This is a genomic window from Geodermatophilus sp. SYSU D01176, assembly GCF_054050015.1.
On record NZ_JBJGYN010000003.1, the window covers coordinates 56,172 to 81,138 of the forward strand.

27 protein-coding genes, 1 pseudogene and 1 riboswitch are annotated in these 24,967 nt (G+C 77.1%); of the genes and pseudogenes, 10 read left to right on the plus strand and 18 right to left on the minus strand.

What is annotated here, in order from left to right; translation table 11 throughout:
- Window positions 1–14 precede the first annotated feature (14 nt).
- Genes ACI78Z_RS03010 through ACI78Z_RS03030 form a run of 5 tightly spaced genes read right to left on the minus strand, consistent with a single transcriptional unit; the run spans window position 15 to window position 5,055 of the window.
- Window positions 15–320: an energy-coupling factor ABC transporter substrate-binding protein gene (locus ACI78Z_RS03010; protein WP_457035035.1), complete on the minus strand. Its 306-nt coding sequence runs from the start codon at window positions 318–320 to the stop codon at window positions 15–17.
- Window positions 317–991, minus strand: a complete 675-nt coding sequence (locus tag ACI78Z_RS03015) for an energy-coupling factor ABC transporter permease (RefSeq protein WP_457035036.1) — start codon at window positions 989–991, stop codon at window positions 317–319. The genes ACI78Z_RS03010 and ACI78Z_RS03015 overlap by 4 nt, the downstream gene beginning before the upstream one ends.
- Window positions 978–2,402 (minus strand): cobyrinate a,c-diamide synthase, encoded by a 1,425-nt coding sequence (locus ACI78Z_RS03020; RefSeq protein ID WP_457035037.1) that lies wholly within the window; start codon window positions 2,400–2,402, stop codon window positions 978–980. The genes ACI78Z_RS03015 and ACI78Z_RS03020 overlap by 14 nt, the downstream gene beginning before the upstream one ends.
- Window positions 2,399–3,013 (minus strand): cob(I)yrinic acid a,c-diamide adenosyltransferase, encoded by a 615-nt coding sequence (gene cobO / locus ACI78Z_RS03025; RefSeq protein ID WP_457035038.1) that lies wholly within the window; start codon window positions 3,011–3,013, stop codon window positions 2,399–2,401. The genes ACI78Z_RS03020 and cobO overlap by 4 nt, the downstream gene beginning before the upstream one ends.
- Window positions 3,013–5,055 (minus strand): putative cobaltochelatase, encoded by a 2,043-nt coding sequence (locus ACI78Z_RS03030; protein ID WP_457035039.1) that lies wholly within the window; start codon window positions 5,053–5,055, stop codon window positions 3,013–3,015. The genes cobO and ACI78Z_RS03030 overlap by 1 nt, the downstream gene beginning before the upstream one ends.
- A gap of 61 nt (window positions 5,056–5,116) precedes the next feature.
- Window positions 5,117–5,187, minus strand: a riboswitch (cobalamin riboswitch).
- A gap of 145 nt (window positions 5,188–5,332) precedes the next feature.
- Here ACI78Z_RS03030 and ACI78Z_RS03035 point away from each other — a divergent pair.
- Window positions 5,333–6,409 carry an AbrB family transcriptional regulator gene (locus ACI78Z_RS03035; RefSeq protein ID WP_457035040.1) on the plus strand — a complete coding sequence of 359 codons (1,077 nt, stop codon included), beginning with the start codon at window positions 5,333–5,335 and terminating at the stop codon, window positions 6,407–6,409.
- Window positions 6,410–6,461: 52 nt separating this feature from the next.
- The gene (locus ACI78Z_RS03040; RefSeq protein ID WP_457035041.1) at window positions 6,462–6,725 is read left to right on the plus strand and encodes a hypothetical protein; all 264 of its coding nucleotides are present in this window, start codon (window positions 6,462–6,464) and stop codon (window positions 6,723–6,725) included.
- Between the two features lie 67 nt (window positions 6,726–6,792).
- Here ACI78Z_RS03040 and ACI78Z_RS03045 read toward each other — a convergent pair whose 3' ends face one another.
- Window positions 6,793–7,311, minus strand: a complete 519-nt coding sequence (locus ACI78Z_RS03045) for a type II toxin-antitoxin system PemK/MazF family toxin (protein ID WP_457035042.1) — start codon at window positions 7,309–7,311, stop codon at window positions 6,793–6,795.
- 165 nt (window positions 7,312–7,476) lie between these two features.
- Window positions 7,477–8,334, minus strand: coding sequence for an MSMEG_1061 family FMN-dependent PPOX-type flavoprotein (locus ACI78Z_RS03050; RefSeq protein WP_457035043.1), 858 nt, complete (start codon window positions 8,332–8,334; stop codon window positions 7,477–7,479).
- 33 nt (window positions 8,335–8,367) lie between these two features.
- On the opposite strand from ACI78Z_RS03050, the gene ACI78Z_RS03055 reads away from it, so the two are divergent.
- On the plus strand, window positions 8,368–8,757 hold the full coding sequence (locus tag ACI78Z_RS03055; protein WP_457035044.1) for an acyl-CoA thioesterase: 390 nt from the start codon (window positions 8,368–8,370) through the stop codon (window positions 8,755–8,757).
- Here the strand turns inward: ACI78Z_RS03055 and ACI78Z_RS03060 are convergent.
- The 4 genes from ACI78Z_RS03060 to ACI78Z_RS03075 form a co-directional block, all read right to left on the minus strand.
- Window positions 8,744–10,279, minus strand: coding sequence for a cobyric acid synthase (locus ACI78Z_RS03060; RefSeq protein ID WP_457035045.1), 1,536 nt, complete (start codon window positions 10,277–10,279; stop codon window positions 8,744–8,746). The two genes, ACI78Z_RS03055 and ACI78Z_RS03060, sit on opposite strands and share 14 nt — an antisense overlap.
- Window positions 10,276–10,935, minus strand: coding sequence for a lysophospholipid acyltransferase family protein (locus tag ACI78Z_RS03065; RefSeq protein WP_457035046.1), 660 nt, complete (start codon window positions 10,933–10,935; stop codon window positions 10,276–10,278). The genes ACI78Z_RS03060 and ACI78Z_RS03065 overlap by 4 nt, the downstream gene beginning before the upstream one ends.
- A gap of 105 nt (window positions 10,936–11,040) precedes the next feature.
- Complete coding sequence (locus ACI78Z_RS03070) at window positions 11,041–11,766, minus strand: ANTAR domain-containing protein (RefSeq protein ID WP_457035047.1); 726 nt, start codon at window positions 11,764–11,766, stop codon at window positions 11,041–11,043.
- Between the two features lie 233 nt (window positions 11,767–11,999).
- Window positions 12,000–12,965 (minus strand): cobalamin biosynthesis protein, encoded by a 966-nt coding sequence (locus ACI78Z_RS03075; RefSeq protein ID WP_457035048.1) that lies wholly within the window; start codon window positions 12,963–12,965, stop codon window positions 12,000–12,002.
- 43 nt (window positions 12,966–13,008) lie between these two features.
- Between ACI78Z_RS03075 and def the strand changes: the two genes are divergently transcribed.
- The 3 genes from def to cobM all read left to right on the plus strand — a co-directional run bounded on the left by def (window position 13,009) and on the right by cobM (window position 15,628).
- Window positions 13,009–13,566: a peptide deformylase gene (def, locus tag ACI78Z_RS03080; RefSeq protein WP_457035049.1), complete on the plus strand. Its 558-nt coding sequence runs from the start codon at window positions 13,009–13,011 to the stop codon at window positions 13,564–13,566.
- Between the two features lie 77 nt (window positions 13,567–13,643).
- On the plus strand, window positions 13,644–14,888 hold the full coding sequence (gene cbiE, locus ACI78Z_RS03085) for a precorrin-6y C5,15-methyltransferase (decarboxylating) subunit CbiE (protein WP_457035050.1): 1,245 nt from the start codon (window positions 13,644–13,646) through the stop codon (window positions 14,886–14,888).
- Entirely contained in the window at window positions 14,885–15,628 is a 744-nt protein-coding gene (gene cobM, locus ACI78Z_RS03090) for a precorrin-4 C(11)-methyltransferase (protein ID WP_457035051.1), read from the plus strand. Before cbiE ends, cobM begins: the two co-directional genes overlap by 4 nt.
- On the opposite strand, the gene ACI78Z_RS03095 is transcribed toward cobM, so the two are convergent.
- A complete protein-coding gene (locus ACI78Z_RS03095; protein WP_457035052.1) occupies window positions 15,625–16,707 on the minus strand; it encodes a cobalt-precorrin-5B (C(1))-methyltransferase in 1,083 nt (360 codons plus the stop codon). The genes cobM and ACI78Z_RS03095 overlap by 4 nt on opposite strands.
- Window positions 16,708–16,733: 26 nt before the next feature.
- On the opposite strand from ACI78Z_RS03095, the gene ACI78Z_RS03100 reads away from it, so the two are divergent.
- Window positions 16,734–17,507 (plus strand): cobalt-precorrin-6A reductase, encoded by a 774-nt coding sequence (locus ACI78Z_RS03100; RefSeq protein ID WP_457035053.1) that lies wholly within the window; start codon window positions 16,734–16,736, stop codon window positions 17,505–17,507.
- Here the strand turns inward: ACI78Z_RS03100 and ACI78Z_RS03105 are convergent.
- Window positions 17,449–17,838 carry a hypothetical protein gene (locus ACI78Z_RS03105; protein ID WP_457035054.1) on the minus strand — a complete coding sequence of 130 codons (390 nt, stop codon included), beginning with the start codon at window positions 17,836–17,838 and terminating at the stop codon, window positions 17,449–17,451. The genes ACI78Z_RS03100 and ACI78Z_RS03105 overlap by 59 nt on opposite strands.
- A 90-nt stretch (window positions 17,839–17,928) precedes the next feature.
- Here ACI78Z_RS03105 and ACI78Z_RS03110 point away from each other — a divergent pair.
- From ACI78Z_RS03110 to ACI78Z_RS03120, 3 genes and pseudogenes are all read left to right on the plus strand, one after another.
- Window positions 17,929–18,078, plus strand: a pseudogene (locus ACI78Z_RS03110) (HAD hydrolase-like protein); the annotation flags it as partial.
- A 200-nt stretch (window positions 18,079–18,278) separates the two neighbouring features.
- A complete protein-coding gene (locus ACI78Z_RS03115) occupies window positions 18,279–18,452 on the plus strand; it encodes an HAD hydrolase-like protein (RefSeq protein ID WP_457035055.1) in 174 nt (57 codons plus the stop codon).
- A 63-nt stretch (window positions 18,453–18,515) separates the two neighbouring features.
- On the plus strand, window positions 18,516–19,007 hold the full coding sequence (locus ACI78Z_RS03120) for an FBP domain-containing protein (protein ID WP_457035056.1): 492 nt from the start codon (window positions 18,516–18,518) through the stop codon (window positions 19,005–19,007).
- Between the two features lie 71 nt (window positions 19,008–19,078).
- Here the strand turns inward: ACI78Z_RS03120 and ACI78Z_RS03125 are convergent, their stop codons facing one another.
- The 5 genes from ACI78Z_RS03125 to cobG form a co-directional block, all read right to left on the minus strand.
- On the minus strand, window positions 19,079–20,311 hold the full coding sequence (locus ACI78Z_RS03125; protein ID WP_457035057.1) for an MFS transporter: 1,233 nt from the start codon (window positions 20,309–20,311) through the stop codon (window positions 19,079–19,081).
- Window positions 20,312–20,370: 59 nt separating this feature from the next.
- Complete coding sequence (gene mftD / locus ACI78Z_RS03130; protein WP_457035058.1) at window positions 20,371–21,540, minus strand: pre-mycofactocin synthase MftD; 1,170 nt, start codon at window positions 21,538–21,540, stop codon at window positions 20,371–20,373.
- Window positions 21,541–21,648: 108 nt separating this feature from the next.
- Complete coding sequence (locus tag ACI78Z_RS03135) at window positions 21,649–23,142, minus strand: precorrin-2 C(20)-methyltransferase (protein ID WP_457035059.1); 1,494 nt, start codon at window positions 23,140–23,142, stop codon at window positions 21,649–21,651.
- Complete coding sequence (locus ACI78Z_RS03140; RefSeq protein ID WP_457035060.1) at window positions 23,139–23,759, minus strand: precorrin-8X methylmutase; 621 nt, start codon at window positions 23,757–23,759, stop codon at window positions 23,139–23,141. Before ACI78Z_RS03140 ends, ACI78Z_RS03135 begins: the two co-directional genes overlap by 4 nt.
- The gene (cobG, locus tag ACI78Z_RS03145; RefSeq protein ID WP_457035061.1) at window positions 23,759–24,931 is read right to left on the minus strand and encodes a precorrin-3B synthase; all 1,173 of its coding nucleotides are present in this window, start codon (window positions 24,929–24,931) and stop codon (window positions 23,759–23,761) included. Before cobG ends, ACI78Z_RS03140 begins: the two co-directional genes overlap by 1 nt.
- Window positions 24,932–24,967: the final 36 nt, after the last annotated feature.

The window sequence follows — 24,967 nt, forward strand, 5'->3', positions numbered from 1 at the left end:
CCTCGCGAGCTCGGTCACGGGCGGCCGTCCTCCCGGGACCGCTCGGCCAGCCGGCGGCCGCGCAGCCGGCCCAGCACGTAGCCGAGCACGCCGCCGCCGAGCGCCGCCTGCAGCGCGAACAGCCCCGACTCCACGGACGCGGACGAGGGGGTGAACACCGACTCGAACCACGGCTCGCGGCCCTCCGCCTCGAGCAGCTCGGTGGCCTGCGCGTCCGAACCGGCGAACTCCGACGTCCCGCCGTCGAGCGCGAGCGGCAGCGCGACGAGCGCGACGATCCCCAGGACGAGCAGCGCGGTGACCAGCCGGGAGCGGGTCACCGGGCCGGCTCCGGGCGCAGCAAGCCGAGGCGTTCGAGTTCCGGCCGGGCGTTCGCGGTGAGCACCCGGAACAGCAGGACGCCGAGCAGGCCCTCGCCGATCGCCAGCGGCACCTGGGTGAGCGCGAAGACCGACAGGAACTTCGCCAGCGCACCGGCGACCCCGCTCTCGGCGTCGGGCAGGGCGAGGGCCAGCTGCCCCGCCGTCGTGACGTAGGTGGCGAGGTCCGCGACCGCCATCGCCGCGAACACCCCGGGCAGCAGCCCGCCGCCGAGACGCCGGGTGAGCCGGTAGGCGCCGTAGCCGGCCCACGGCCCGACCACCGCCATGGCGAAGGCGTTGGCGCCCAGCGTCGTGAGCCCGCCGTGCGCCAGCAGCAGCGCCTGGAACAGCAGCACGATCGTCCCGAGCAGGGCCATCACCGGCGGCCGGAACAGCACGGCGCCGGCCCCGGTGCCGGTGGGGTGGCTGGAGCTGCCGGTGAACGAGGGCAGCTTGACCGCGCTGAGCACGAAGGTGAACGCGCCGGCCGCGCCGAGCAGCAGCGTGTTCTCCGGGCGCTCGCGCACCTCGGTGACCACCTGCCGCGCCCCGTGGACGACGAAGGGTGCGGCGGCCAGCGTCCAGCCGACCGCGTGCGTCGCCGGCAGGAACCCCTCAGCGATGTGCATGCCGTGCCCCTTCCGGGAGAGCCGCCGCCGCGCAGGCGGACACGAACCGCTCGGCCAGGGCCGGGGAGCCGGCCCAGTGCAGGTGCAGGTAGGAGGCGTGCACGCCGCCGCTCACGAAGCCCTCCGGCCCACCGCCGGCCCACCGCCAGGCCGGTGCGTCCCCCGCGGCGGGGGTGGCGACCGTGCGGTGGAACTCGTGGCCGCGCACCCGCGTGCCGGCCGGGGCGAGCACCGAGTCGCTGAGTGCGACGGCCTCGCGGTAGCCCAGGGTGAGCCGCGGCGACATGACCGCGTCGGTGGGCAGCACGCCGCACATCGGGACGCCGTCCAGGCTCCGGGCCAGGTAGAGCAGTCCGGCGCACTCGGCGGCGACCGGACCACCCCGGGCGGTGAGCGCGGCGACGTCCGCGCGCAGCGTCTCGTTGGCCGAGAGGGCGGCGGCGTGCACCTCGGGGAACCCGCCCCCGACCACCAGGCCCGCGGTGCCCGCGGGGAGCGCCTCGTCGCGCAGCGGGTCGATGGTCACCACCTCGGCGCCGGCGGCCTCGAGCAGCTCGGTGTCCTCCGCGTAGCCGAAGGTGAAGGCCGGGCCCCCGGCGACGGCGATCCGCGGCCGGCCGTGCGCCCGGGAGACCTCGGCGGCGGGGTCCCACGGAACGGCGTCGAGGGCGGGGGCGGTGCGGGCCAGCCGCAGGACCGCGTCCAGGTCGACCGCGCCGGCCACCACCTCGCCGAGCCGCCCGACGGTGGCCAGCGCCTCGGCCGACCGCTCGGCGGCGGGCACCAGCCCCAGGTGGCGGGACGGCGTGCCCAGCTCGGCCAGACGCCGGACCGCCCCCAGCACCGGCACGCCGGAGCCCCCCAGCGCGTCGCGGAGGATCTCCTCGTGCCGGTCGCTGCCGACCCGGTTGAGCACCACGCCGCCGAGCCGCACCGTCGGGTCGTAGGTGGCGAACCCGTGCACCAGCGCGGCCACGCTCTGGGCCTGCGCCGAGGCGTCCACGACCAGGACCACCGGCGCGCGCAGCAGCCGGGCCACGTGCGCGGTGGAGGCGAACCCGGGTTCGAGCCCCGGCCGCGTCGCGCCGTCGAACAGGCCCATCACGCCCTCGACGACGGCGACGTCCGCACCGCGGGCCCCGTGCAGGAACAGCGGGACGACGCGCTCCTCACCGACCAGCACCGGGTCGAGGTTGCGCCCGGGCCGCCCGGCGGCCAGGCCGGTGTAGCCCGGGTCGATGTAGTCGGGGCCGACCTTGTGCGGGGAGACGGCCAGCCCGCGGGCGGTGAGCGCGGCGACCAGCCCGGTGGCGACCGACGTCTTGCCCGCGTTGCTCGACGGCGCCGCGACCACCACGCGCGGGACGTCCCCGGGTGCCTTTCGCGCGCGGAAGGCACCTCCGCCGGTCACCACTCGATCCCCCGCTGGCCCTTCTGACCGGTGTCCATCGGGTGCTTGACCTTGGTCATCTCGACGACCAGGTCCGCGGCCTCGACCAGCGCCGGCGGGGCGTCGCGGCCGGTGATCACCACGTGCTGCGCGCCGGGGCGGTCCGTCAGCGTCCGCACCACGTCGTCGACGTCGACCCAGCCCCACTTCAGCGGGTAGGTGAACTCGTCGAGCACGTAGAACCGGTGCGCCTCGGCGGCCAGGTCGCGCTTGATCTGGGCCCAGCCCTCGGCGGCGTCGGCGGCGTGGTCGACCTCGGTCCCCTGCCGGCGCGACCAGCTCCAGCCCGAGCCCATCTTGTGCCAGACCACCGGCCCGCCCTCGCCCGTCTCGGCGTGCACCCGGCCCAGCGCGGTCAGCGCGGTCTCCTCGCCGACCTTCCACTTCGCGCTCTTGACGAACTGGTAGACCGCGATCGACCAGCCCTGGTTCCACGCCCGCATCGCCATGCCGTACGCGGCGGTGGACTTGCCCTTCATCTCGCCGGTGTGGACGGCGAGCAGCGGCCGGTTGCGCCGCTGCCGGGTCGTCAGCCCGTCCTGCGGGACGACCGGGACCTGTCCCTGTGGCATCAGGCCGCCTCCCGCACGCTGCGCACGGTCTGCGCCAGCGACTCGGCGGCCAGCCCCTCCAGCCGCAGCGTCTCAGCGCCGAGCGCCGTCCCGAGCGCGCCGGCCAGGCCCAACCGGACCGGCCCGGACTCGCAGTCGACGACGACCGCGGCCGTCCCGCCGGCGGCCAGCAGCGCCGCCGCCCGGTGCGCCTGCTCCACGTGGTCCCCGCCGCGCGCACCGGTGGCCCGCCCGTCGGTGACGACGACGAGCAGCGGGCGGCGCTGCGGATCGCGGACCCGCTCCACCCGCAGCGTCTCGTGCGCGCGGAGCAGCCCGGCGGCCAGCGGGGTGCGCCCGCCGGTCGGCAGCTCGGTGAGCCGGGCAGCGGCGGCCTCGACCGACCAGGTCGGCGGCAGCGCCAGCTCGGCCTCGGCGCCGCGGAAGGTCACCAGGCCGACCTTGTCCCGCCGCTGGTACGCGTCGAGCAGCAGGGACAGGACGGCGCCCTTGACCGCGGCCATCCGCGACCGGGAGCCCATCGAGCCGCTGGCGTCGACGACGAACAGCACGAGGTTGCCCTCGCGGCCTTCCAGCACGGCCTGGCGGAGGTCCTCGCGGGCGATCCGCAGGCCGGGGCCGGTGCGGCCGCGGGCCACCTGGTGCGGTGCGGCGGCGAGCACGGTGCCGGTGAGGTGGACCCGCGTCACCGAGCCGGTCGGGCGGGTCGCGCCCACCACGCGGCCGCGGTCGCCGCGCGCCCGCGAGCGCTGGCCGGCCACGCCGGCCCCGATGCCGGGCACCTCCAGCCGACGGGTGCGGAAGGGGTCGGCGGGCGCGACGGCGGCGCGGTCGGGCGCGCTGCCGCCGTCCCCCCGCGGCGTCTCCGGGGTGCCTTTCGCGCGCGAATGGCTGTCGTCCGTGCTCGCGGAGGTGCCTTCCGCGCGCGGATGGCTGTCCTCGGGTGCCGGGCTGCCGCCACCGGGAGGACGCGGGGCACCGCCGTCGTCGGGGCCGCCGTCATCCGGGCCGTCGCCCTCGGGCGGGTCCTCGTCGGGGCGGGCGTCGTCCAGCGCCTGCTCGAGGGTCTCCTCGTCCAGGCCGGGGGCGTCGAAGGGGTTGCGCCGCCGCCGGTGGGGGAGGGCCAGCCGGGCGGCCACCCGGACGTCGTCCTCGGTGACCTCGACGCGGCCGCACCAGGCGGCGTGCGCGATCGCGGCGCGGGCGGTGACCAGGTCGGCCCGCAGCCCGTCGACGTCGAAGGCCGCGCACACGGCGGTCACCTGGCGCAGCGCGGCGTCGGAGAGGACGACGTGCGGCAGCCGCGCGCGGGCGTCGGCGATGCGCTCCGCCAGCGCGGACTCCTCGGCCGCCCAGGCCGCGGCGAACCCCGTCGGGTCGGCGTCGTACGCGAACCGGCGGCGCACGACCTCGGCGCGCTCGGCCGGGTCGCGGGGTGCGGCGACCTCCACGGTCAGCCCGAACCGGTCGAGCAGCTGGGGGCGCAGCTCGCCCTCTTCGGGGTTCATCGTCCCGACCAGCAGGAACCGGGCTGCGTGGCGCACCGAGACGCCCTCGCGCTCGACGTAGGCGGTGCCCAGGGCGGCGGCGTCCAGGAGCAGGTCGACCAGGTGGTCGTGCAGCAGGTTGACCTCGTCGACGTAGAGGACCCCGCGGTGCGCGGCGGCCAGCAGCCCGGGCTCGAAGGCCTTCACGCCCTCGGTGAGCGCCCGCTCGAGGTCCAGCGAGCCGACGACGCGGTCCTCCGAGGCGCCCACCGGGAGCTCGACCAGCCGCGCGGGGCGGGTGTGCCCCGGCGCGCCGGGGTCGTGCGGGCCGTCCGGGCAGGCGGGGTCCGGGGCGGCAGGGTCGCAGGCGAAGCGGCAGCCGGCGACGACGTCCACCGGGGGCAGGACGGCGGACAGCGCGCGCACCGTCGTCGACTTCGCCGTCCCCTTCTCGCCGCGGACGAGCACGCCGCCGACGGCGGGGGAGACGGCGTTGAGCAGCAGGGCGAGCCGCATGTCGTCCATGCCGACGACGGCGCCGAAGGGGTACGTCATGCGGGGGCACGTGTCCTCTCCCCGGGTGTCCACGCCCGGAGGTGGCAGGAGGCGACGACGGGAGTTCCTGACTCCCCGGCGGCTGCCGGGTCACAGTGGCGGGACCGCGCCGGAGTCGCACCGGGCTTCCTCCACTGCCGTCGCTGTGGCCGCGCCATCAGACCACGACCGCCCAGGTGAGGAAACCCCGGCCTCGACGGGGTGGACCAGCGGCTGCGGCCGGGCCCACACCAGGCAGGCGGCGCGCGGACCGCCCGCTACCGGGAGAGTGGGGGCCGTGGCGGAGTCGGGGCGGGGGGCGCGGGCGCTCGACCTGGCGGTCGTGGTCGCCGCCGGCCTCGCCGTCACCCTCGCCCTCGACGTCCTCGACCTGCCCTCGCCGTCGCTGTTCGGCGGGCTGCTGGCCGGGCTGGCGCGGGGCCTGGTCGGCCGCCGTCGGCTCGCCGTCCCGCGGCCGGCGACGACGGCGGCCCAGGGGCTGATCGGCGTCTCGATCGGTGCGCTGGTCGACCTGGACACCCTCGAGGCGATCGGCCGCGACTGGCTGCCGGTCCTGCTGGTCACCCTCGGCACCCTGCTGCTGAGCGTCCTGGCCGGGCTGCTCATGCGCCTGCAGCCCGGCGTCAGCCCGGTGACCGGCGCGTTCGCGATGGTCGCCGGCGGCGCCTCGGGCATCACGGCGATGTCCCGGGAGCTGGGGGCCGACGACCGGATGGTGGCGGTCCTGCAGTACCTGCGGGTGCTGCTCATCGTCGTCCTCATGCCGGTGTCGGCGGTGGTCCTGTTCGGCGCCGACCCCGGGGCCGGGGGGACGACGGTGGACGCCGACGGACCCGGCTGGCCGGCCGGGCTGCTGTTCGTCGGGGTCTGCCTGCTGGCGGGGACGCCGCTGGCCCGGCTGCTGCGGATCCCCGTGCCCACCCTGCTGGGGCCGATGCTGGTCGCGGCCGGACTGGATCTCGGCGGGCTGGCGGGCGGCGCGGACGTCCCCGTCCCCCTGGAGACGGCGGCCTTCCTCGCGATCGGGCTGATGGTGGGCCTCAACTTCACCCGGGACAGCCTGCGCACGATCGGGCGCGCGCTGCCGCTGGCGCTGGTCGTCGTCCTCGGGCTGATCGCCGCCTGCGCCGGCCTCGGCGCGGCGCTCGCCGGCACGACCGGGGCCAGCGCGCTGGACGCCTACCTCGCCACCACCCCCGGCGGGCTCTACGCGGTGCTGGCCACCGCGCAGGACAGCGGCGCCGACGCGACCTTCGTGCTCGCCGTCCAGGTGCTGCGGCTGTTCGTGATGCTGCTCTCGGCGCCGCTGCTGGCGCGCTGGCTGCGCCGCTCCGAGGGCGACGGACCCCGCTGACCCCGTGCCGGAGCGGCAGCGCGCGCCTACTCTCGACCGGGTGTCGGAGGAGGTGAGGGAGCTGTCCGAGGACCGGACCGGCGCGGACGCCGGCACGCAGGACGCGGTGCTGCTGTTCGTCGGTGGCCCGCTCGACGGGCGGGTGGAGATCCGCGAGGCGCGGCACGGGGAGCCCCTGCCGACCATCACGCACGTGCACCTGCACGGCGGCCCGAAGGTCGTGCACCGCTACGACCTGACCCCGCTGGGCCCTCAGGCCGGGGTCTACCACCTGCGGCCGCGGCAGGCCGTCCGCGACCAGTCCGTCGCCGACTGAAGGATCCCCCTGCCGTCCACCGCTCGCGGGCTCGCGACGGGGCCCTGCAGGAGGCCGGCGCAGGAGATCAGCCGCGGTGCCGGGCCCGCAGCGCGGTCACCACGTCGTCGAACACCGCCCGGTCCAGCGCCGCGCCCTCCCGGCGGGCCGAACCGGGCGGGAGCAGCAGCAGGCGGTCCAGCCGCACCTCGCTGGGCCGCCCGCGCGGGTCCCACCCGCCGCGGCCGACGTCCATCCACCGGCGGCCGTGCCGGGCCTCGTCGGCGGCGTCCCGGTCGTGGTCCTGGCTGGAGAGCATCAGGCCGACCAGGTCGGCGCCCCGGCGCCCCACGACGAGGACCGGGCGGTCCTTGCCGCGGCCGTCGCCCTCCTCGTAGGGCACCCAGGCCCACACGACCTCGCCCGGGTCGGGCTCGCCGTCGTCCTCCGGGCGGTGGACGAGGTCGACGCCGGCCAGGCCGCCGGAGAGGTCCCGGACGCGGCCGCCCGGCGTGTCGCGGCGCGGTGCCGCAGGGGGCGGGCCGGCCGGCTCCATCGCCGTCCGCACCAGCGACCTGAGCACGCGGGACAGGGAGAGGCGGGCCATGCCGGGCACGGTACGGGGCTGCCGTGGCGGGCATGGCGCACAGCACACCCGTCACGTGTGACACACAGGCACCAATTCGTCACGAGAACGGTTCATCCTGCCGAGGACGGGGCACCATCGTCCGCACGGGGCCCGGGCGCAGCCGTCCCCGGGAGAGGGGGGTCGTCATGACCTCGGCTGAGCCGCCTCCCCCTGCTTCGCCGCGGGGGCGCGAGGTGAAGGCGAGCGTGCTCGCCGCCTTCCAGCTCGTGGAGGACGCACGCTACCTGGGAACCGGCCGGCGCAGCCGGCAGGGCCGCCGTCGGGCCGTCGCCGAACGCACCGTCGCCTACCGGAGACTCGCCCGGGACCTGCGCGTCGGCTGAGGCCTCCTCCAGGGCACGCCCCGACCTCGCGCGGGGGTCCTCTCAGAGCTCCTGGGCCAGCTCGGCCCGCATCTCCTCCTGCCCCGGGCAGCGGCGTGCTCAGCCGGCAGTGGTCGCGCAGCACCTCGCCCAGCGACGGGAAGGACGAGCGCTCGACCTGCCGGTCGGCGTCCCACAGCCCCGAGCGCATGACGGCCTTGCCGCACTGGAAGTAGGCCCGCTCGACGGTCAGCACCAGCACCGAGCGGGGCGGGCGGCCGAACTCGGTCAGGTCCAGGCCGAGCTCGTCCGGGCCCACGAGGGTCGTCGTCCCGAAGACCTTGAGGGTCTCCTCGAAACCGGGGACGAAGAACAGCAGGGCGGCGCGGGGGTTGCCGACGGTGTTGCGCAGGCTGTCCACCCGGTTGTTGCCCTGCCGGTCCGGGAGGGCGAGCGTCCGCTCGTCGAGGACCCGGGCGAACCCCGCGTCGCCGCCCCGAGGGGAGACGTCGGGCCAGCCGTCGGGACCGGCGGTGGCCAGCGTGGCGAACGGCGAGAGCGCGATGAAGGCGCGGCAGTGCCGGTCGAGGGTGTCCACGACCTTGTCCCGCACCAGCTGCGACGGCTCCCGGTAGCTCGCGAGGACGGCGGCCCCGGTGGGGTCGGCGGCGGCGGTCATGGGGGCACCGTAGCCCGGCTACGGTGACCGGCCGTGACTGCACGGTGGAGCTCCCCGGTCCGGTACGCCGAGTGCGACCAGCAGGGCGTGGTCTTCAACGCCCACTACCTGACCTGGGCCGACGAGACCTCCAACCACTGGTGGGCCGCGCACGGCCTGCCCTGGGAGGACCTGGTCGCCCGCGGCATCGACCCGCTGGTCAAGGCCAGCTCGCTGGAGTGGACGTCGTCGGCCCGCTGGGGCGACACCGTCACCGTGGACGCCGAGACCGAGCAGGTCGGCCGCACCAGCGCGACCGTGCGGTACACCGTCCGGGTGGGGGAGCGGGTCTGCTGCGTCGTCCGCAACACCTACGTCTGCGTCTCGGACGGCGTGGCCACCCCCTGGCCGGACGACGTGCGGGCGGCGCTCACCGGGGGCTGAGCGCGTCCCCCGGCGGCAGCACGGGCAGGCCGTCGGGGGCGCCGTCCTCGACCAGCCGCCACAGCGCGCCGGTGTCGGCGTGGTCGGCCACCAGGTCGCCGAGGGCGTCCAGCCGCCGTTCCCGGACCGCGGCGAAGTCGGTGTCCGGCGCGGGCACGAACCGCCGTCCCGCGACCCGGGCGACCTCGGCGAGGAACGCCCGCCGGAAGCCGTCGCCCTCCAGGGCCCCGTGCCACGTGGTGCCCCAGACCGACCCGGCGCGGGCGCCGTCGAGGAACGGTTCGGCGTCGCCGTCCACCGTTACGACGCCGTGGTGGATCTCGTAGCCGCGCACCGGCTGCCCGAACGCCGTGCCCTCCGGCCGGCCGAGCGTCTTCTCCGGCGCGAACCGGACGTCGGTCGGCAGCAGCCCGAGCCCGGGCACCGTGCCGGCCCGCGCCTCGACGTCGTCGGTGATGGTCCGGGCCAGCATCTGGTGGCCGCCGCAGACGCCGAGCACCGGCCGGCCCGCGGCGGCGTGCCGGGCGACGGCGTCGGCCAGGCCGGTGGCGCGCAGCCAGCCGAGGTCGGCGACCGTGGCGCGGGTGCCGGGCAGCACGACGAGGTCGGCGTCGGCCAGCTCCGCCGGCGTGGTCGCGTAGCGCACCAGCACGCCGGGCTCGGCGGCCAGCGCGTCGAGGTCGGTGAAGTTGGACAGCCGCGGCAGCCGGGCGACGGCGACCCGCAGCACCTCCTCGCCGTGCGGCGGGCCGGCCGAGGAGACGCCGGTGGGCACGCCGAGGGAGTCCTCGACGTCGACCGCGGCGCCGGGCAGCCACGGCAGCACGCCGAGGGTCGGGCGGCCGGTGAGCGCGGCGAGCCGGTCCAGCCCGGGGCGCAGCAGCCGGACGTCGCCGCGGAACTTGTTCACCAGGAAGCCGGCGACCAGCCGCTGGTCGGCGGGCGGCATGAGCGCGACCGTGCCGTACAGCGCCGGGAAGACCCCGCCCCGGTCGATGTCGCCGACGACGACCACCGGCAGCCCCGCGGCCGTGGCCAGCCCCATGTTGGCGATGTCGTCGGCGCGCAGGTTGATCTCGGTGGGGGAGCCCGCGCCCTCGCAGACGACGACGTCGAACCGGGACCGCAGGTCCTCCAGGCAGCTGAGCACCTGCTCCAGCAGCGCGGCCTTCATCGGCCGGTAGGACAGCGCGGTCACGTCCGCGACCGCCCGGCCGAGGACGACGACCTGGCTGGAGTCCTCGCCCCCCGGCTTGAGCAGCACGGGGTTCATCGCCGCCTCCGGCTGCACGCGGGCGGCGGCGGCCTGCATCACCTGCGCCCGGCCGATCTCCGCGCCGTCCGCGGTGACCATCGAGTTGTTGCTCATGTTCTGCGCCTTGAACGGGGCCACCGAGACCCCCTGGCGCACCAGCCAGCGGCAGATGCCGGCGGTCACCACCGACTTGCCGGCGTCCGACGTCGTCCCGGCGACGAGCAGGGCGCCGCCGGAGGCCGTGCGCCGGGGAATGGCCCCGCTCATGCCGCCGGCTGCCCCCAGCCGGCCTTCTCCTGACCGGAGAGCTCGGCGATCGCCTCCATGATCCGGTCGGTCACCACCCGGCGGGCGCGGCCGTTGCCGGCCAGGCCCCGCTGCTCGGGGAAGGTCAGCGGCTCCCCGAAGGTGACCGACACCTTGTGCGGCCGCGGCCAGCGCGAGTCGACCGGCTGCACCCGGTCGGTGCCGTGCACGGCCACGGGGACGACGGGGCAGTCGGCGGTGAGCGCCAGCCAGGCGACCCCGGTCTTGCCGCGGGCCAGCCGGCCGTCGCGCGAGCGGGTGCCCTCCGGGTAGATGCCGAACCCCTCACCGCGGCGCAGCACGGCCAGCGCGGTGTCCAGCGCCTCCTGCGCGGCCCGGTGCGTCTGCCGCTCCACCGGCATGGCCCCGAGCGCGGTGAACAACGTCCGCGTCAGCCAGCCGCCGACGCCCGTGCCGGTGAAGTACTCCGCCTTGGCCAGGTAGTGCACCCGCCGGGGGGCCGACAGCGGGATGACCATGCTGTCGATGAAGGACAGGTGGTTGCTGGCCAGGATCACCGGGCCGGTGGCCGGCACGTTCTCCCGCCCGGTCACGTGCATCCGCAGCGCGACGTGGAACAACGGGCGCAGCAGGAACCGGACGACCAGGTAGAGCACGCCGCGTTCCCCTCTCGGGTCGGGGACCGCCGGCGAGCACCGGCGTCAGCGGCATCATCCCGTGCGCCCCGGGAGCGGCGGGCTCCCGGGGCCACCCGGCGGGTCTCAGTGGTGCGGGCGGGGCGGGCAGACGTCCCGGATGAGCGCCTGGATGTCCTCCGGCAGGCCGGCGTGCCCGGCGGCCGACTCGACGATGGCCACGGCGACGTCGCGCACCTTGCGGTGCGAGTTGCTGGAGATGTGCGCCAGGAGGTCGAAGGCCACCTGCTCCCCGCAGCTGGTCAGCAGCATGAGGATGCCCTTGGCCTGCTCGATCGCCGCCCGGCTGCTCATCGCGGTGCGCAGCTGGGCCACCTCGGTCTCCAGGGCGTGCACCCGGTCGTCCTCGCCCTCGGCGGCGCCGGGCCGGGGCGGGGCCGGGCGGGGCTCCGGGGGCACCTCGACGAGCACGCCCTCGAGGGCGTCCACCGCCCCGGCCGGGTCGACGACCGGTTCGCCGATGAGGACGGCCGGGCGTTCCAGCCCGCCGCGGCTGCCCAGCCGCACCCGCAGGGCGAACGGTTCGCCGGCGGTGCAGGCCCGGGCGATGGCCTCGAGGGTCCGTGGCCGGTCGCCCGGGTGCAGTGAGCGGACGAGCAGCTCGGTGCACGGGTGCGCACCGCCGCGGGCGAGGTTGAGCAGCGCGGCCATCTCCGGGGACCAGCTCCACGTCCCGGCACACCTGTCGTAGCGGTACCGGCCGGCCAGACGCCTCGGGGAGAGCGCGGTACGCGTCGGCTGCGGGGGACGGGGGTGGGTGGCGCTGCGGGCCAGGGAAGGGGTGGCGGTCATGTCGACTCCACGGGTGCCATCGGGGCCGGGCCCCGCCGGGGCGCCGCCGGCCGTGGGCTCGACCTGCGCGGTGTGCCAGTGACCCGGGGACACCGGCTCGCTCCGTGTACCGGACCGTACGGCGTCCCGCGGCGACACGCGCGGACGGCGCGCGCGATCCGATGGTGTGCCCCGCGTGTCCCCGTGCGTCGTACGGAGTCGGTTGCAGAGTGCGGTCGGTTGCTGTCGCTCGGTCAGGGGCGGGGCAGCGCCCGGGACACGGCGGCCAGCGCGGCGGCCGCCGTCCACACGGCGCGGGAGAGCCGCACGGCCCGGGGGACGTCGCCGGCCGACGGCGCCCGCCCGCGGCCCAGCGCCGGCCGGTCCTCGACCCGGCTGCCGTAGACGTTCCGGCCGCCCAGCCGCAGGTCCAGGGCCCCGGCCAGGGCCGCTTCGCACCGGCCGGCGTTGGGCGAGGGGTGCGCCGCGCCGTCGCGCCGCCACACCGCCCACGCGCCGCGTCCCGAGCCCCCGGTCAGCGGCGCGGTGGCCACGGTGAGCGCCGCGGTGAGCCGGGCGGGCAGCCAGTTGGCGAGGTCGTCGGTGCGGGCGGCGGCCCAGCCGAACCGGGCGTAGCGCGGGGAGCGGTGCCCCACCATCGCGTCGAGGGTGTTGACCGCGCGGTACCCGAGCAGCCCGGGCAGGCCGGCGACCGCGCCCCAGACCAGGGGCGCCACTGCGGCGTCGGAGGTGTTCTCCGCGACCGACTCGACGGTGGCGCGGGCGAGCTCGCCGCCGCCCAGCCCGGCGGGGTCGCGGCCGGCCAGGGTGGGCAGCAGGGCACGGGCGGCCGGCAGGTCCCCCGCGGCGAGGGTCCGCGCCATCGCCGCCCCCGCGCGGCCCAGCGAGGTCCCGCCGAGCACGGCCCAGGTGGCCGCAGCGGTGACCAGGGTGCGGGCGGCCGGCCGGCCGCGGGTGGCCCGGTCGAGGACGACGCCCAGGCCGGTGGCCGCGCCGGTGAGCAGCCCCGCGTGCACGACGCCGGCGGTCCGCGAGTCGCGCCAGGTCCGGCTTTCCAGGGCCGCGGCCGCCCGGCCGAACCCGGCGACCGGGTGCCACCGGCGCGGATCGGCCAGCAGCAGGTCGGCGGCCGCGCCGAGGGCCAGCCCCGCGGCGGTCGGGAGGTCACGCGGGGGCAGCACGCGGGTGGGGAGGTGCACGAGGGGATCGTGCCAACCGGCGCCGTCCCTAGGATCGACGGTCATGCGCCTGCCCGGCCGTTACAGCGGCGTCGCCCGGCCGATCGTCACCTACGGCAGCAACCCGGTGCTGCACCGACCGTGCGCGCCGGTGACCGAGTACGGCCGGGACCTCCGCCGGCTGGTCCTCGACATGTTCGCCAGCATGGAGGCGGCCGACGGCGTGGGTCTCGCGGCCAACCAGATCGGCGTCGACGCGCGGGTCTTCGTCATCGACTGCCCCGACGCCGACGGCGAGGACGTCGTCGGGTACGTGGTGAACCCCGAGCTGACGGTCCTGGAGCCGCACGAGGGGGAGCCGGCCGACGAGGTCACCGAGGAGGGCTGCCTGTCGGTGCCCGGCCCCTACGCCGAGCTGCCGCGCGCCTTCCGGGCCCGGGTGGACGGCGTCGACGTGACCGGCGGACCGGTGTCGATCGAGGCGACCGGGATGGCCGCCCGCTGCCTGCAGCACGAGGTCGACCACCTCGACGGGACCGTCTACGTCGACCGGCTGCCGGAGGACCTGCGGGAGCGGTTGCTCGCCGAGGCCGCCGGTCCGGCGGGGGACCTGCCGGCGTGACGACGGCGAGTGAGCATCGCAGCGAGCCCTGCGAGCGAGGAGCGCAGCGAGCGCGGAGTCGCGCCCCGGGGCAGCGCGTGAGCACGCCGATCGTGGTCGTCGGCATCGGCGCGGACGGCTGGGACGGGCTGTCCCCGCGGGCCCGCCGCGCGGTCGCGGACGCCGACGTGCTGCGCGGCAGCGCCCGCCAGCTGGCGCTCGTGCCGGAGGACGTCCCCGCCGATCGGGTGCCCTGGCCCTCGCCCATGGCGCCCGCGCTGGCCTCGGTCGTGGCCGACTCCGCGGGGCGCCGCGTGGTCGTGCTGGCCAGCGGCGACCCGATGCTCTCCGGCGTCGGCACCTCGCTGGTCCGGCTGCACGGGGCGGGGGCGGTCGAGGTGGTCCCGCACCCGTCGTCGGTGACGCTGGCCTGCGCCCGGCTGGGCTGGGCCGTGGAGGAGACCGAGGTGGTGTCGGTGGTCGGCCGGCCGGTCGAGCTGGTCGCGCCGCACGCGACCCCCGGCCGCCGGCTGCTGGTGCTCGGTTCCGACGGCGGCACGCCCGCCGAGGTGGCCGCGCTGCTGACCCGGTCCGGCCACGGCGGCAGCCGGCTGGTCGCACTGGCCCAGCTGGGTGGGCCGGCCGAGCGGTGGTTCACCGGCACCGCCGCGGGGTGGCCGCACGCCGGGACCGACCCGCTCGTGGTCACCGCGGTCGAGGTGGTCGCCGACCCCGGCACCGTGCCGTTGCCGACCGTGCCCGGCCTGCCCGACGACGCCTACGCGCACGACGGGCAGCTCACCAAGCGCGACGTGCGGGCGGTGACCCTCGCCCGGCTGGCCCCGCTGCCCGGGCAACTGCTGTGGGACGTCGGCGCCGGCGCGGGCTCCATCGGCATCGAGTGGATGCGGGTGCACCCCTCCTGCCGGGCGGTCGGGGTGGAGTCCGACGCCGCGCGCGCCCGCCGGATCCGGGAGAACGCCGCGCGGCTCGGCGTCCCCGGGCTGCAGGTGGTGGAGGGCCGGGCGCCCGACGCTCTCGACGGGCTGCCCGCGCCGGACGCGGTGTTCGTCGGCGGCGGGCTGACCAGCGAGGGGCTGCTGGAGACCTGCTGGGAGGCTCTGGCGCCGGGCGGCCGGCTGGTCGCCAACGCCGTGACGGTGGAGGGCGAGGCGGTGCTGGCCGCGTGGCGGGCCCGGGTCGGCGGGGCGCTGACCCGGCTGGCCGTCGCGCACGCGGCGCCCGTCGGCCGCTACACCGGCTGGAAGCCGGCGATGCCCGTGACGATCTGGAGCGCCGCGAAGCCGGCGATCTCCGCGGAAACCGCCGGAGGCGCCGCATGACGGTCCACTTCATCGGGGCGGGGCCGGGCGCGGCCGACCTGGTCACGCTGCGGGCGGCGCGGCTCATCGCCTCGGCCCCCGTCTGCCTCTACGCCGGTGCGCTGGTGCCCCGCGAGCTGCTGGACACCGCGCCGCCGGGAGCCCGGCTCGTCGACACCGCGGACCTCGACCTCGACCAGATCACCGCCGAGCTGGTCGCGGCGTACGAGGCCGGCCTCGACGTCGCCCGGCTGCACTCGGGCGACCCATCCATCTGGAGCGCGATGGCCGAGCAGATGCGTCGGCTGGACGCGGCCGGGGTGCCCTACGAGGTCGTGCCCGGCGTCCCGGCGTTCGCCGCGGCGGCCGCGGCGCTCAAGCGGGAGCTGACCGTGCCCGGGGTGGGGCAGACCGTCGTCCTCACCCGGACCAGCGCCCGCTCCACCCCGATGCCGCCCGGCGAGGAGCTCGCCGCCTACGCCGCGACCGGCGCGACGCTCGTGCTGCACCTCGCCGTCCAGCGGATCGCCGAGCTCGCCCCCGAGCTGGCCGCGCACTACGGGGACGACGGCCCGGTCGCCGTCGTCGCGCGCGCCAGCCGGGACGACGAGCTGGTGCTGCGCGGCACGCTCGCCGACATCGCCGGCCAGGTCGAGGCGGCCGGCGTGAAGCGGACGGCGGTCGTGGTCGTCGGGCCGGTGCTCGCGGCGGCGGAGTTCCCTGACAGCCACCTCTACTCGTCGACGAGATGCCGCGCTTAGGCCCGCCCCACCACGGTCCCGGCGCGGTCGATCACCACGACGTCGACCGCAACCGGCGCGCCGCGCAGCACGCCGAGCGCGGTCTCCCGGGCACCGGCGGCCACCAGGTCGCCCAGCGGCAGCCCGGCCGCCTGGCACTGCTGCAGCGCGTCGAGCGCGGTGTTGGCGCCGCGCACGCCCTCGACCAGCTCCGGCGCCCCGCCGGCGTCCCGGACCATCGCCGCCAGCGACTCCGTCGACACCTGCGAGCGGCCCGAGTGCAGGTCCAGGTGGCCGTCGGCGAGCTTGGCGAGCTTGCCGATCCCGCCGGCGATGGTCAGCCGCGGCACCGGGTGGCGGCGCAGGTACTTCAGCACCGCGCCGGCGAAGTCGCCCATGTCCAGGAGCGCGTCCTCGGGCAGCCCGTGGAGCTCGGTGACCACCCGCTCGCTGGTCGAGCCGGTGCACCCGGCCACGTGCTGGTGACCGGCGGCCCGGGCGACGTCGATGCCGCGGCGGATCGAGTCGATCCACGACGAGCACGAGTAGGGGACGACGACGCCCGTCGTCCCGAGGATCGACAGCCCGCCGAGGATGCCCAGCCGCGGGTTCCACGTCCTGCGGGCCAGCTCCGCGCCGTTCTCGACCGACACCTCGACCACGACGTCGCCGGTGCCGCCGTGCCGCGCGGCGACCGCGGCGACGTGCTCCCGGATGAACTGCCGCGGCATCGGGTTGATCGCCGGCTCACCGACCGGCAGCGGCAGCCCGGGCTTGGTCACCGTGCCGACGCCCTCGCCGGCGCGGAAGACGACCCCCCTGCCGGGCTCGCCGGGGGTGACGGTGACCGAGACGAGGGCGCCGTGCGTGACGTCGGGGTCGTCGCCGGCGTCCTTGACCACGCCGGCGGTGGCGGCGCCGTCGGCGAGCAGCTCGCGGGCCAGCGCGAAGGCCGGGTGCTTGTCGTTCGGGAGGTCGATGCGCACCGGGTCGGGGAACTCGCCGGTGAGCAGCGCGGTGTAGGCGGCGGTGGTCGCGGCCGTCGCGCAGGCGCCGGTCGTCCAGCCGTAGCGCAGCCCGGTGCCGCCGTCCCTGCTCACGGGGTCAGCATGCACGGGGGACGCGCATGACCGGCCGGGTGCTGGTCCTGGGCGGGACGGCGGAGGGGCGGCGGCTCGCGGAGCGGTTGGTGGCCGAGGGCGTCGACGTGCAGAGCTCGCTGGCCGGTCGGGTCGCCGACCCCGTGCTCCCGCCCGGCGGGGTGCGGATCGGCGGGTTCGGCGGCGTCGGGGGGCTGGCCGCGGCGCTGGACGGCGTGGCCGCGCTGGTCGACGCCACCCACCCGTTCGCCGCCACCATGACCGCGCACGCCGTCGCGGCGGCCGCCGCCACCGGCACCCCGCTGCTGCGGCTGCAGCGGCCCGGCTGGACGGCGCGGCCCGGCGACGACTGGCGGTGGGTGGACTCCCTCGAGCAGGCGGCCTCGGCGGTGACCGGCTACCGCTCGGTGCTGCTGACCACCGGCCGGCAGGGGCTCGCGGCCTTCGCCGGCCTGACCGCGCCCTGCGTCGTCCGCTCGGTGGACCCGCCCGAGCCGCCGCTGCCGGCCCACGCCACGGTGGTGCTGGCCCGCGGCCCGTTCAGCGTGGCGCAGGAACGGGCGCTGATGACCGCGCACCGCGTCGACGTCCTCGTCACCAAGGACAGCGGCGGGCCGATGACCGCGGCCAAGCTCACCGCGGCGCGCGAGCTCGGCGTCCCGGTGGTGCTGGTCCGCCGGCCGTCGCTGCCGGCGGGCGTGCCGGTGGCCGCGACCGTCGAGGAGGCGGTGGCCTGGGTCCTCAGGGAGCGGTGGGGGACCGGAACGCCCAGACCGTCAGCCACACGATCCCGACGGTGAGCACCATGGCGAGCGGGATGTGCACCGCGATCCCGCCGTGGCTGCCCAGCCAGGCCTGGACGAAGGTGAGCACGAAGACCCCCGCGGCCAGTGCGGCCGGCCACCAGATCCGCGTGCGCTGCCCGTGCAGTGCGGTGGCCAGCAGCAGCAGGCCGGTGGTCACGTGCAGGGCGATCGCCCCGGCCCCGTGGCTGCCGACCGCGTCCTCACCGGCCATGATCCGGCCGGCGGAGAGGAACTGCCAGGAGAGCACCAGCAGTGACAGCACTGCGGCGGCCTGCACCGGCCGGGTCGTCGAGGTCGGGGCTGCCACGGTGGTGTCGCGGGTCATGGGGCCCTCCGGGGCGGACGACGGCTGGGGAGGAGTCGGAAGATCGAATCAGCTGACCCTGGTCCGCACCAGGGGCTGGCGCGCCGCCTGGTGCTGTTCGACCTCGACGGCACGCTCGTCGACTCCACGCCCGGCATCCGGGTCTCGGTCCGCGCCGCGGCTGCCGCACTCGGCCTGCCGGAGCCGATCCCGCAGCAGCTGCGCGGGATGGTCGGCCCGCCGCTGCAGGACGGGTTCGCCCTGGTCCTCGGCGTGCCGCCGGACGACGTCCCGCGCGCGGTCGCCGCCTACCGCGCGCACCACTCCGCCGGCGCGCTGCTCGACGCCAGCGTGTACCCCGCTCGCGTCCGTGCACGGCGCCACCTTCGACGGCACCGTGCGGCACAAGGACCAGGTCGTCGCCGCCGCGCTGGCCGCCCCACCCCGACGGCGAGCGGCCGGTGCTGGTCGGCGACCGGGCGCACGACGTCCTGGGCGCGGCCGCGCACGGGCTGCCGTGCATCGGCGCCGGCTGGGGCCCCGCCTCTCCCGGCGAGCTGGCGGACGCCGGGGCGCGGGTGGTGGCGGCCACACCGGCAGCGGTGCGGACGGCGCTGGACCGGATGTCCGGCTGACCGCTCGGGCGGCGTCGCGCATGATGTCCGCCGGCCAGTCCGACGACGGGGGGAGCAGGAACGGTGCGCGCGCTCACGGAGAAGCAGGTGCGGCGGTCCTTCGTGAACTGCTCGCGCGGCGAGGCCGAGGCCCTGACGCTGCCGCGCACCTTCGCCGACACGGCCTGGGAGGAGCTCGTCGTCCTCGGCTGGCGCGACCCGAAGGCGCCGCTGCGCGGGTACCTGGTGCTCGAGCGGGACGGGCGGCCCGTCGGCGTCGCGGTGCGCGCCGCCGACACCCGGATGTCCCCGGCCACGCCGGCCATGTGCCTGCTGTGCCAGACGGCGCAGTCGGGCAGCGACGTCTCACTGTTCACCGCGCGCCGCGCCGGGGAGGCCGGCCGGAACGGCAACACGGTGGGCACCTACGTCTGTGCCGACCTGGCCTGCGCCGTCCGCGCGCGGGAGGAGATCCCGCCGTGGCTGCGCGAGCGCGACCCGGAGGAGGTCGCCGCCGAGCGCACCGCCGAGCTCGAGCAGCGGCTGCAGGGCTTCCTGGACGCCGTCCTGCGCTGACCTGTCCGGCGACATCGGCGATCTCGCGCGGACCCGCCCGCTAGCCGTGCGAGGTCGGCGATCACGCCGCGTCAGGCGCGGGCGGTGGCGGGCTCGGGCCGGTCGACGGTGGGGGCCCGGTGCGCGGTGCGGCGGTGCCGCAGCAGCCCGGCCGCCGCGAGCAGGGCCAGCGCGATGACCGCGGCGCCGTAGACCGCCGCGGTCGGCCGCAGCCCCACCGCGCCCGAGGCCAGCCCCGCGGCGACGGCCGGGACGCTGAAGGCCAGGTAGCCCACGACGAAGACGCTGGACAGCAGCCCACCGCGCTCGCCGGGCGCGACGCCGGCGGTCACGGTGGCCACCGCGCCGAGGAAGGCGGCGCCGAAGCCGAACCCCGAGACGACGGCCGCGGCGAAGAACAGCGCGGCGTTGCCGGTGACCAGCGAGACGATCGTGCCGCTCACGCCGACGGCGAAGACCAGGGAGCCGGTGAGCATCGCCGTGTGCGGTGCCGCGTTGCGCAGGGTGATGCCGCCGACGGCGCCCATGCCCTGCATGGCCACGATGACCAGGCTGCCGACGAGGTGGTCGGTGAGGCCGAAGACGCCGGCGGCCACGGACGGCCCGAGTGACAGGTAGAGCCCGCCGAGCGCCCACATCGCCACCAGGCAGGGCGCCGCGACGAGGAAGGCCGCGCGCTGGGACGAGGGCACGTGCACCCGGGGCCGCAGCGAGGCCAGCGCGCCCGGGATCCGCGGTGAGGACTCCGGCAACAGCCAGGCCACCCCGGCGGCGACGGCGAACAGCACGGTCAGCGTGCCGAACACCCAGGCGGTGGGGGCCGGCGCGAACTCCACCGCCAGCCCGGCGCTGACCGCGCCGAGCGCGAGCGCGAACCCGGGAGAGGCGCTGTTGACCAGGGCGCCGAGCGGGCGGTCGCCGCGCTGGTGGTCCAGCAGCGTCGCGCCCAGAGCGCCCGTGAGGCCGCCGACCGACAGCCCCTGCACCACGCGCGCGGCCAGCAGCCAGCCCACCGAGTCGGCGGCCCAGAACAGCGCCATCGCGACGACCTGCAGCAGCATCCCGGCCACGATCACCGGCCGGCGTCCCACGTGGTCCGACAGCGCGCCCACGACCAGCAGCGTGGCGAGCAGCGCGATGGCGTAGATGCCGAAGACCGTCGTCAGCACGCCGGCGGAGAACCCGAACCGCTCCTGGTAGACGCGGTAGAGCGGCGAGGGGACGCCGGAGGCCGCGAGCACGAGGACCAGCAGCACGGCCGCCGTCCAGAACGGGGCGGCGCGGGACGCGCGGCGGGCGGGCACGCAACAGCGCAAGCCCGCCCGCCGCGTCGGCATTCCCGGCGGCCGGCGGGGCGGGCCGCTCAGCTGCGGGTGAAGTGCGGCGGCAGGGCGACGTCCTCGCGGGTCAGGTCGTGCACCGACGCCTTCCCGAGCCCGAGCAGCGCCTCGTCGATGCCCTGCCGGATGATCGCCAGCACGTTCTGCACGCCGCGCTCACCGTTCGCGGCCATGCCCCACAGGTAGGCGCGGCCGATCATGACCGCCCGTGCGCCCAGGGCCATCGCCTTGACGACGTCGGCGCCGCGGCGCACCCCGCCGTCCATGACCACCTCGACCTGGTCGCCGACGGCGTCCACGACGCCGGGCAGCGAGCGGATCGCCCCCGGCGTGCCGTCGAGGTTGTTGCCGCCGTGCGTGGAGACCGAGATGGCAGTGACGCCGGCGTCGACGGCGCGGCGGGCGTCGTCGGGTCGGGTGATGCCCTTGAGCATGAACGGCCCGCCCCACTGCTCGCGCAGCCAGGCGACGTCCTCCCAGGTGGGCAGCGGGGTGCCCATCCACTGGCCGTAGGCGCCGAAGAAGTTCGGCGGCTCCTCGCCGCCGAGGGCCAGGTTGGGGACGGTGAGCTCGGGGATGGACCCGGAGCGCAGGTAGGTGGCCAGCCAGCGCGGCTTGCGCACCACCTCGGGGGCGAACTTCAGCGCGTTCTTGACGTCGATCCTCTCGGGGATGGGCGGGCTGCCCCAGTCGCGCCGGGAGGCGAACGACCAGTCCAGCGTCATGATCAGGCCCTTGGCGCCGGCGGCGCGGGCCCGCTCGGCCCGGGCGAGGATCGTCTCCCGCGAGCCGACCCAGTACATCTGGAAGAACAGCTTCGGCTGGGCCGCGCCGACCTCCTCCACCGGCTTGCTGGCGAAGGAGGACAGGCCCATCGCCACGTCCGCGGCCGCGGCCGCGCGGGCCACGGCCACCTCGCCGTCGGGGTGCACGGCCTGGACGCCGGTGGGGGAGATGAGCACCGGCATGGACACGTCCTGGCCCATCACCGTGGTGGCCAGCTCGCGCTTGGCGTGCAGGTCGGCGACGTGCGGGCGCCAGGTGATCTCGTCGAAGGCGGCGACGTTGTCGCTCGCCGTCAGCCCCTTCTCGGTGCCGGCGACCAGCGCCAGGTAGACCGACCGCGGCAGCCGCTTCCTGGCGCGGTGCTGGGCCTCCTCGACCGTCTCGAACCAGTCCCTCGTGCTCGCCATGAGAGCCCCTCCCGCGATCGCCCGGCCGTCAGCGCCGTCTCCCGGGAGGGTGACGCACGCCACTGGCGCGCCATCGTGCCAGGCGTGGCACTGAGTGTCACGACCCGTCTAGGGATAGGTACGCGGGCTGTAGACCGCGCCGGTGGCGCTGACGCGGGTCTGCGACGAGCCGACGATGACGCAGCAGCGCATGTCGACGGTCTCGGGGTCGAGCTGGCCGAGAGTGGTGACCCGGACGCGCTCCTCCGGCCCGCCCACGTCGCGGCCGACGACGACCACGGTGTCGGGCTTGCGGCTCTCCAGCAGCACCTGCAGGGCCTCGGCGAGCTGGTGCGGGCGCGCCTTCGACCGCGGGTTGTAGAGGGCGAGCACCAGGTCGGCGGCCGAGGCGTGGCGCAGCCGCTCGACGACGACGTCCCACGGCTTGCGGACGTCGGAGAGGCTGACCACCGCGAAGTCGTGCCCGAGCGGCGCGCCGGCCCGGGCCGCGACGGCCTGCGCGGCGGTGAGGCCGGGCAGCACCCGCACCGGGACGTCGGCGTACTCGGGCCGCTCGGCGACCTCGAGCACCGCGGCGGCCATCGCGAAGACGCCGGGGTCGCCGCTGGAGACCACCGCGACCCGCCGCCCGGACCGCGCCAGGTCCATGGCGTGCGCAGCGCGCTCGGCCTCCACCCGGTTGTCGCTGGGGTACCGGGTCTGCCGCGGGTTGGCCGGCACCCGGTCCAGGTACGGGCCGTAGCCGACCAGGTCGTCGGCGGCGGCCAGCGCCTCGGCGGCCTCCGGCGTCGTCCAGCAGCGGGCGCCCGGGCCGAGGCCGACGACGACGACCTCGCCGGTGCGGGGTGCGGCGTCCGCGGACGGCTCGGGTCCGGCGGTCGGGCCGGTCAGCGGGCTGGGCAGCAGGGCGAGGGAGAAGTAGGGGACCGTCGCCGGGTCGACGTCGGCCAGCGGCAGGGTGCGCTGCCGGTCGCTGGTCGCCCGCTCGACGTAGAGCGCCCGGTCGAGCACCCCTGCGGCGTCGAAGGCCTCCCGCACGTTGCCGAACCTGCGGCCGAGCTTCAGCACCGCCGCCGAGTCGGTGGTGGCCAGCCACTCGGCGAGCTCGGGGGCGCCGAGCGTGCCGGGCAGCACGGTGAGCACCTCGTCCCGCTCGACCAGCGGCCGGCCGACCGCCGCGGCGGCCCCGCTCACGCTGGTCACACCCGGCACCACCTCGGTCGGGTACCGGGAGGCCAGCCGCTTGTGCATGTGCATGTAGGAGCCGTAGAAAAACGGATCCCCCTCGGCGAGGACGACGACGTCGCGGCCGGCGTCCAGGTGCGCGGCCAGCCGGGCCGCGGCCGCCTCGTAGAACTCGTCGATGGCGCCCTGGTAGCCGCCGGGGTGGTCGGTGGTCTCGGTGGTGACCGGGTAGACCAGCAGCTCCTCCACCTGGCCTTCGCGCAGGTAGGGCGCGGCCACGGACCGGGCGACCGAGCGGCCGTGCTGGGCGGCGTGGAAGGCGACGACGTCGGCGGCGGCGATGAGCCGGGCGGCCTTGACGGTGACCAGCTCGGGGTCGCCGGGGCCGAGGCCCACCCCGTAGAGACGCCCGCTCATTCCACGTCGCTCGCGATCGCGTTCACGGCCGCCGCGGTGATGGCGCTGCCGCCGCGCCGGCCGCGGACCACCAGGTGCTCGAGGTCGGAGGCCGCCAGCGCGTCCTTGGACTCCACCGCGCCGATGAAGCCGACCGGGATCCCGAGGACCGCGGCGGGCCGGGGTGCCCCGGCGGCGACCATCTCCAGCAGGTGGAACAGCGCGGTGGGCGCGTTGCCGATGGCGACCACGGCGCCGTCCAGCCGGTCGCGCCACAGCTCCAGCGCCGCCGCGGTGCGCGTGGTGCCGAGGTCGGCGGCCAGCGCCGGCGTCCGCGGGTCGTTGAGCGTGCAGACGACGTCGTTGTCCTTGGGCAGCCGCCGCCGGGTGACGCCCGAGGCCACCATCTCCGCGTCGCAGAGCACCGGGGCGCCGGCGTCCAGCGCCTCGCGGGCCCGCGCCACGACGCCGGGGGAGAAGGCGAGGTCCTCGACCAGGTCCACCTGCCCGCAGGCGTGCACCATGCGCACGGCCACGCGGGCGACGTCCTCGGGCAGGCCGGCCAGCTCGGTCTCGGCGCGGATGGTGGCGAACGAGCGCCGGTAGATCTCCGCGCCGTCCTTCTCGTACTCGTACATCAGCCCTCTCCGACTCGGTATCCGGACCCGGTCGCCACGACGTCGACGACCTCGCCGCGGGGACGGCCGCAGCGGCGTTCGCACCCGGCCCAGTGCTGGCGGGCGTCGCCGGCCGGCAGGGTGCCGGTCGCCACGGCCCGGGCGGCGTCGGCCCGGACGTCGGCCAGCGACTTCGCGCAGCCCGGCCGCCCGGCGCACGCGGTCACCCGCGTCCAGGGGCTGTCCGCGTCGAACACCATGCCGGTCCGGTGCAGCGCCGCGGCGGCGTCGTCGACCGCGTCCTCCGCGAGATCGGGGACGACGACGCTGCGCCACGGCGTCAGCTGCACCTCGTCGGCGAGCCGGGCGAGCAGGTCGGCCTGGTCGGCGGTGAGCCGGCCGAGGGGGACGACGGCGACGAGCGCGACCCGCCCGTCACGCTGCGCCACGGAGCCGACCGGCCCGGAGGTGCCTTTCGCGCGCGAAAGGCAGTCGTAGGCGGCCGGGAGGGTGGCGCCCAGGCGGGCGGCGACTCGAACCGCACCGTCGTCGAGCTCGGCGAGGCGCCAGGCGGTGCCGCCCTGGGCGGCGCGCTCGTCGAGGAAGGCGCTGGTCGCTGCGAGGGTGAGGGCGACCGCGTCGTCCGGGTGGGCGCGCAGCCCGGAGTCGGCGCCGGCCAGGGTCAGCGCGACCTCGGCGGGGGAGAGGGCGAGCAGGCCGACGTCCCCACCGAGCCCGGCGACGTCGCCGCGGCCGTCGTCCAGCGTGACCAGGTACCGGCCGGGCAGCGCGGCGAGCGCGGGGTCGGCGCAGATCACGGCGTCCAGCGCGCGCACCCACGGCCGGGCGTCGACGTGCCCGCCGGCTCGGCCGGTCAGCGCGCTGGCCAGCACGTTGCGCACCCGCTCGTGCGTGGCGCTGGGCAGCAGGCCGGCCGCGGCGAGCCGGTTCCCCAGCGCGGCCTCCGCGCCGGCCCGCAGCCCGCGCAGCTGCACGTTGCCCCGGCTGGTGAGCTCCAGCGCCCCGTCGCCGAGGTCGCGGGCCGCGGCGGCCAGCGCCCGCAGCTGGCTCCCGGTCAGGAGCCCGCCGGGCACCCGTACCCGGGCCAGCGCGCCGTCGGCGGCGGCGTGGGTCTGCAGCGTCCCGGGGCACGCGTCGGTGCGGACCCGGGCGGCGGGAGGGCTGGCGGTCATGGCGGAGGCGAGGGTACGGCCCGCCCTCCCGCCGGG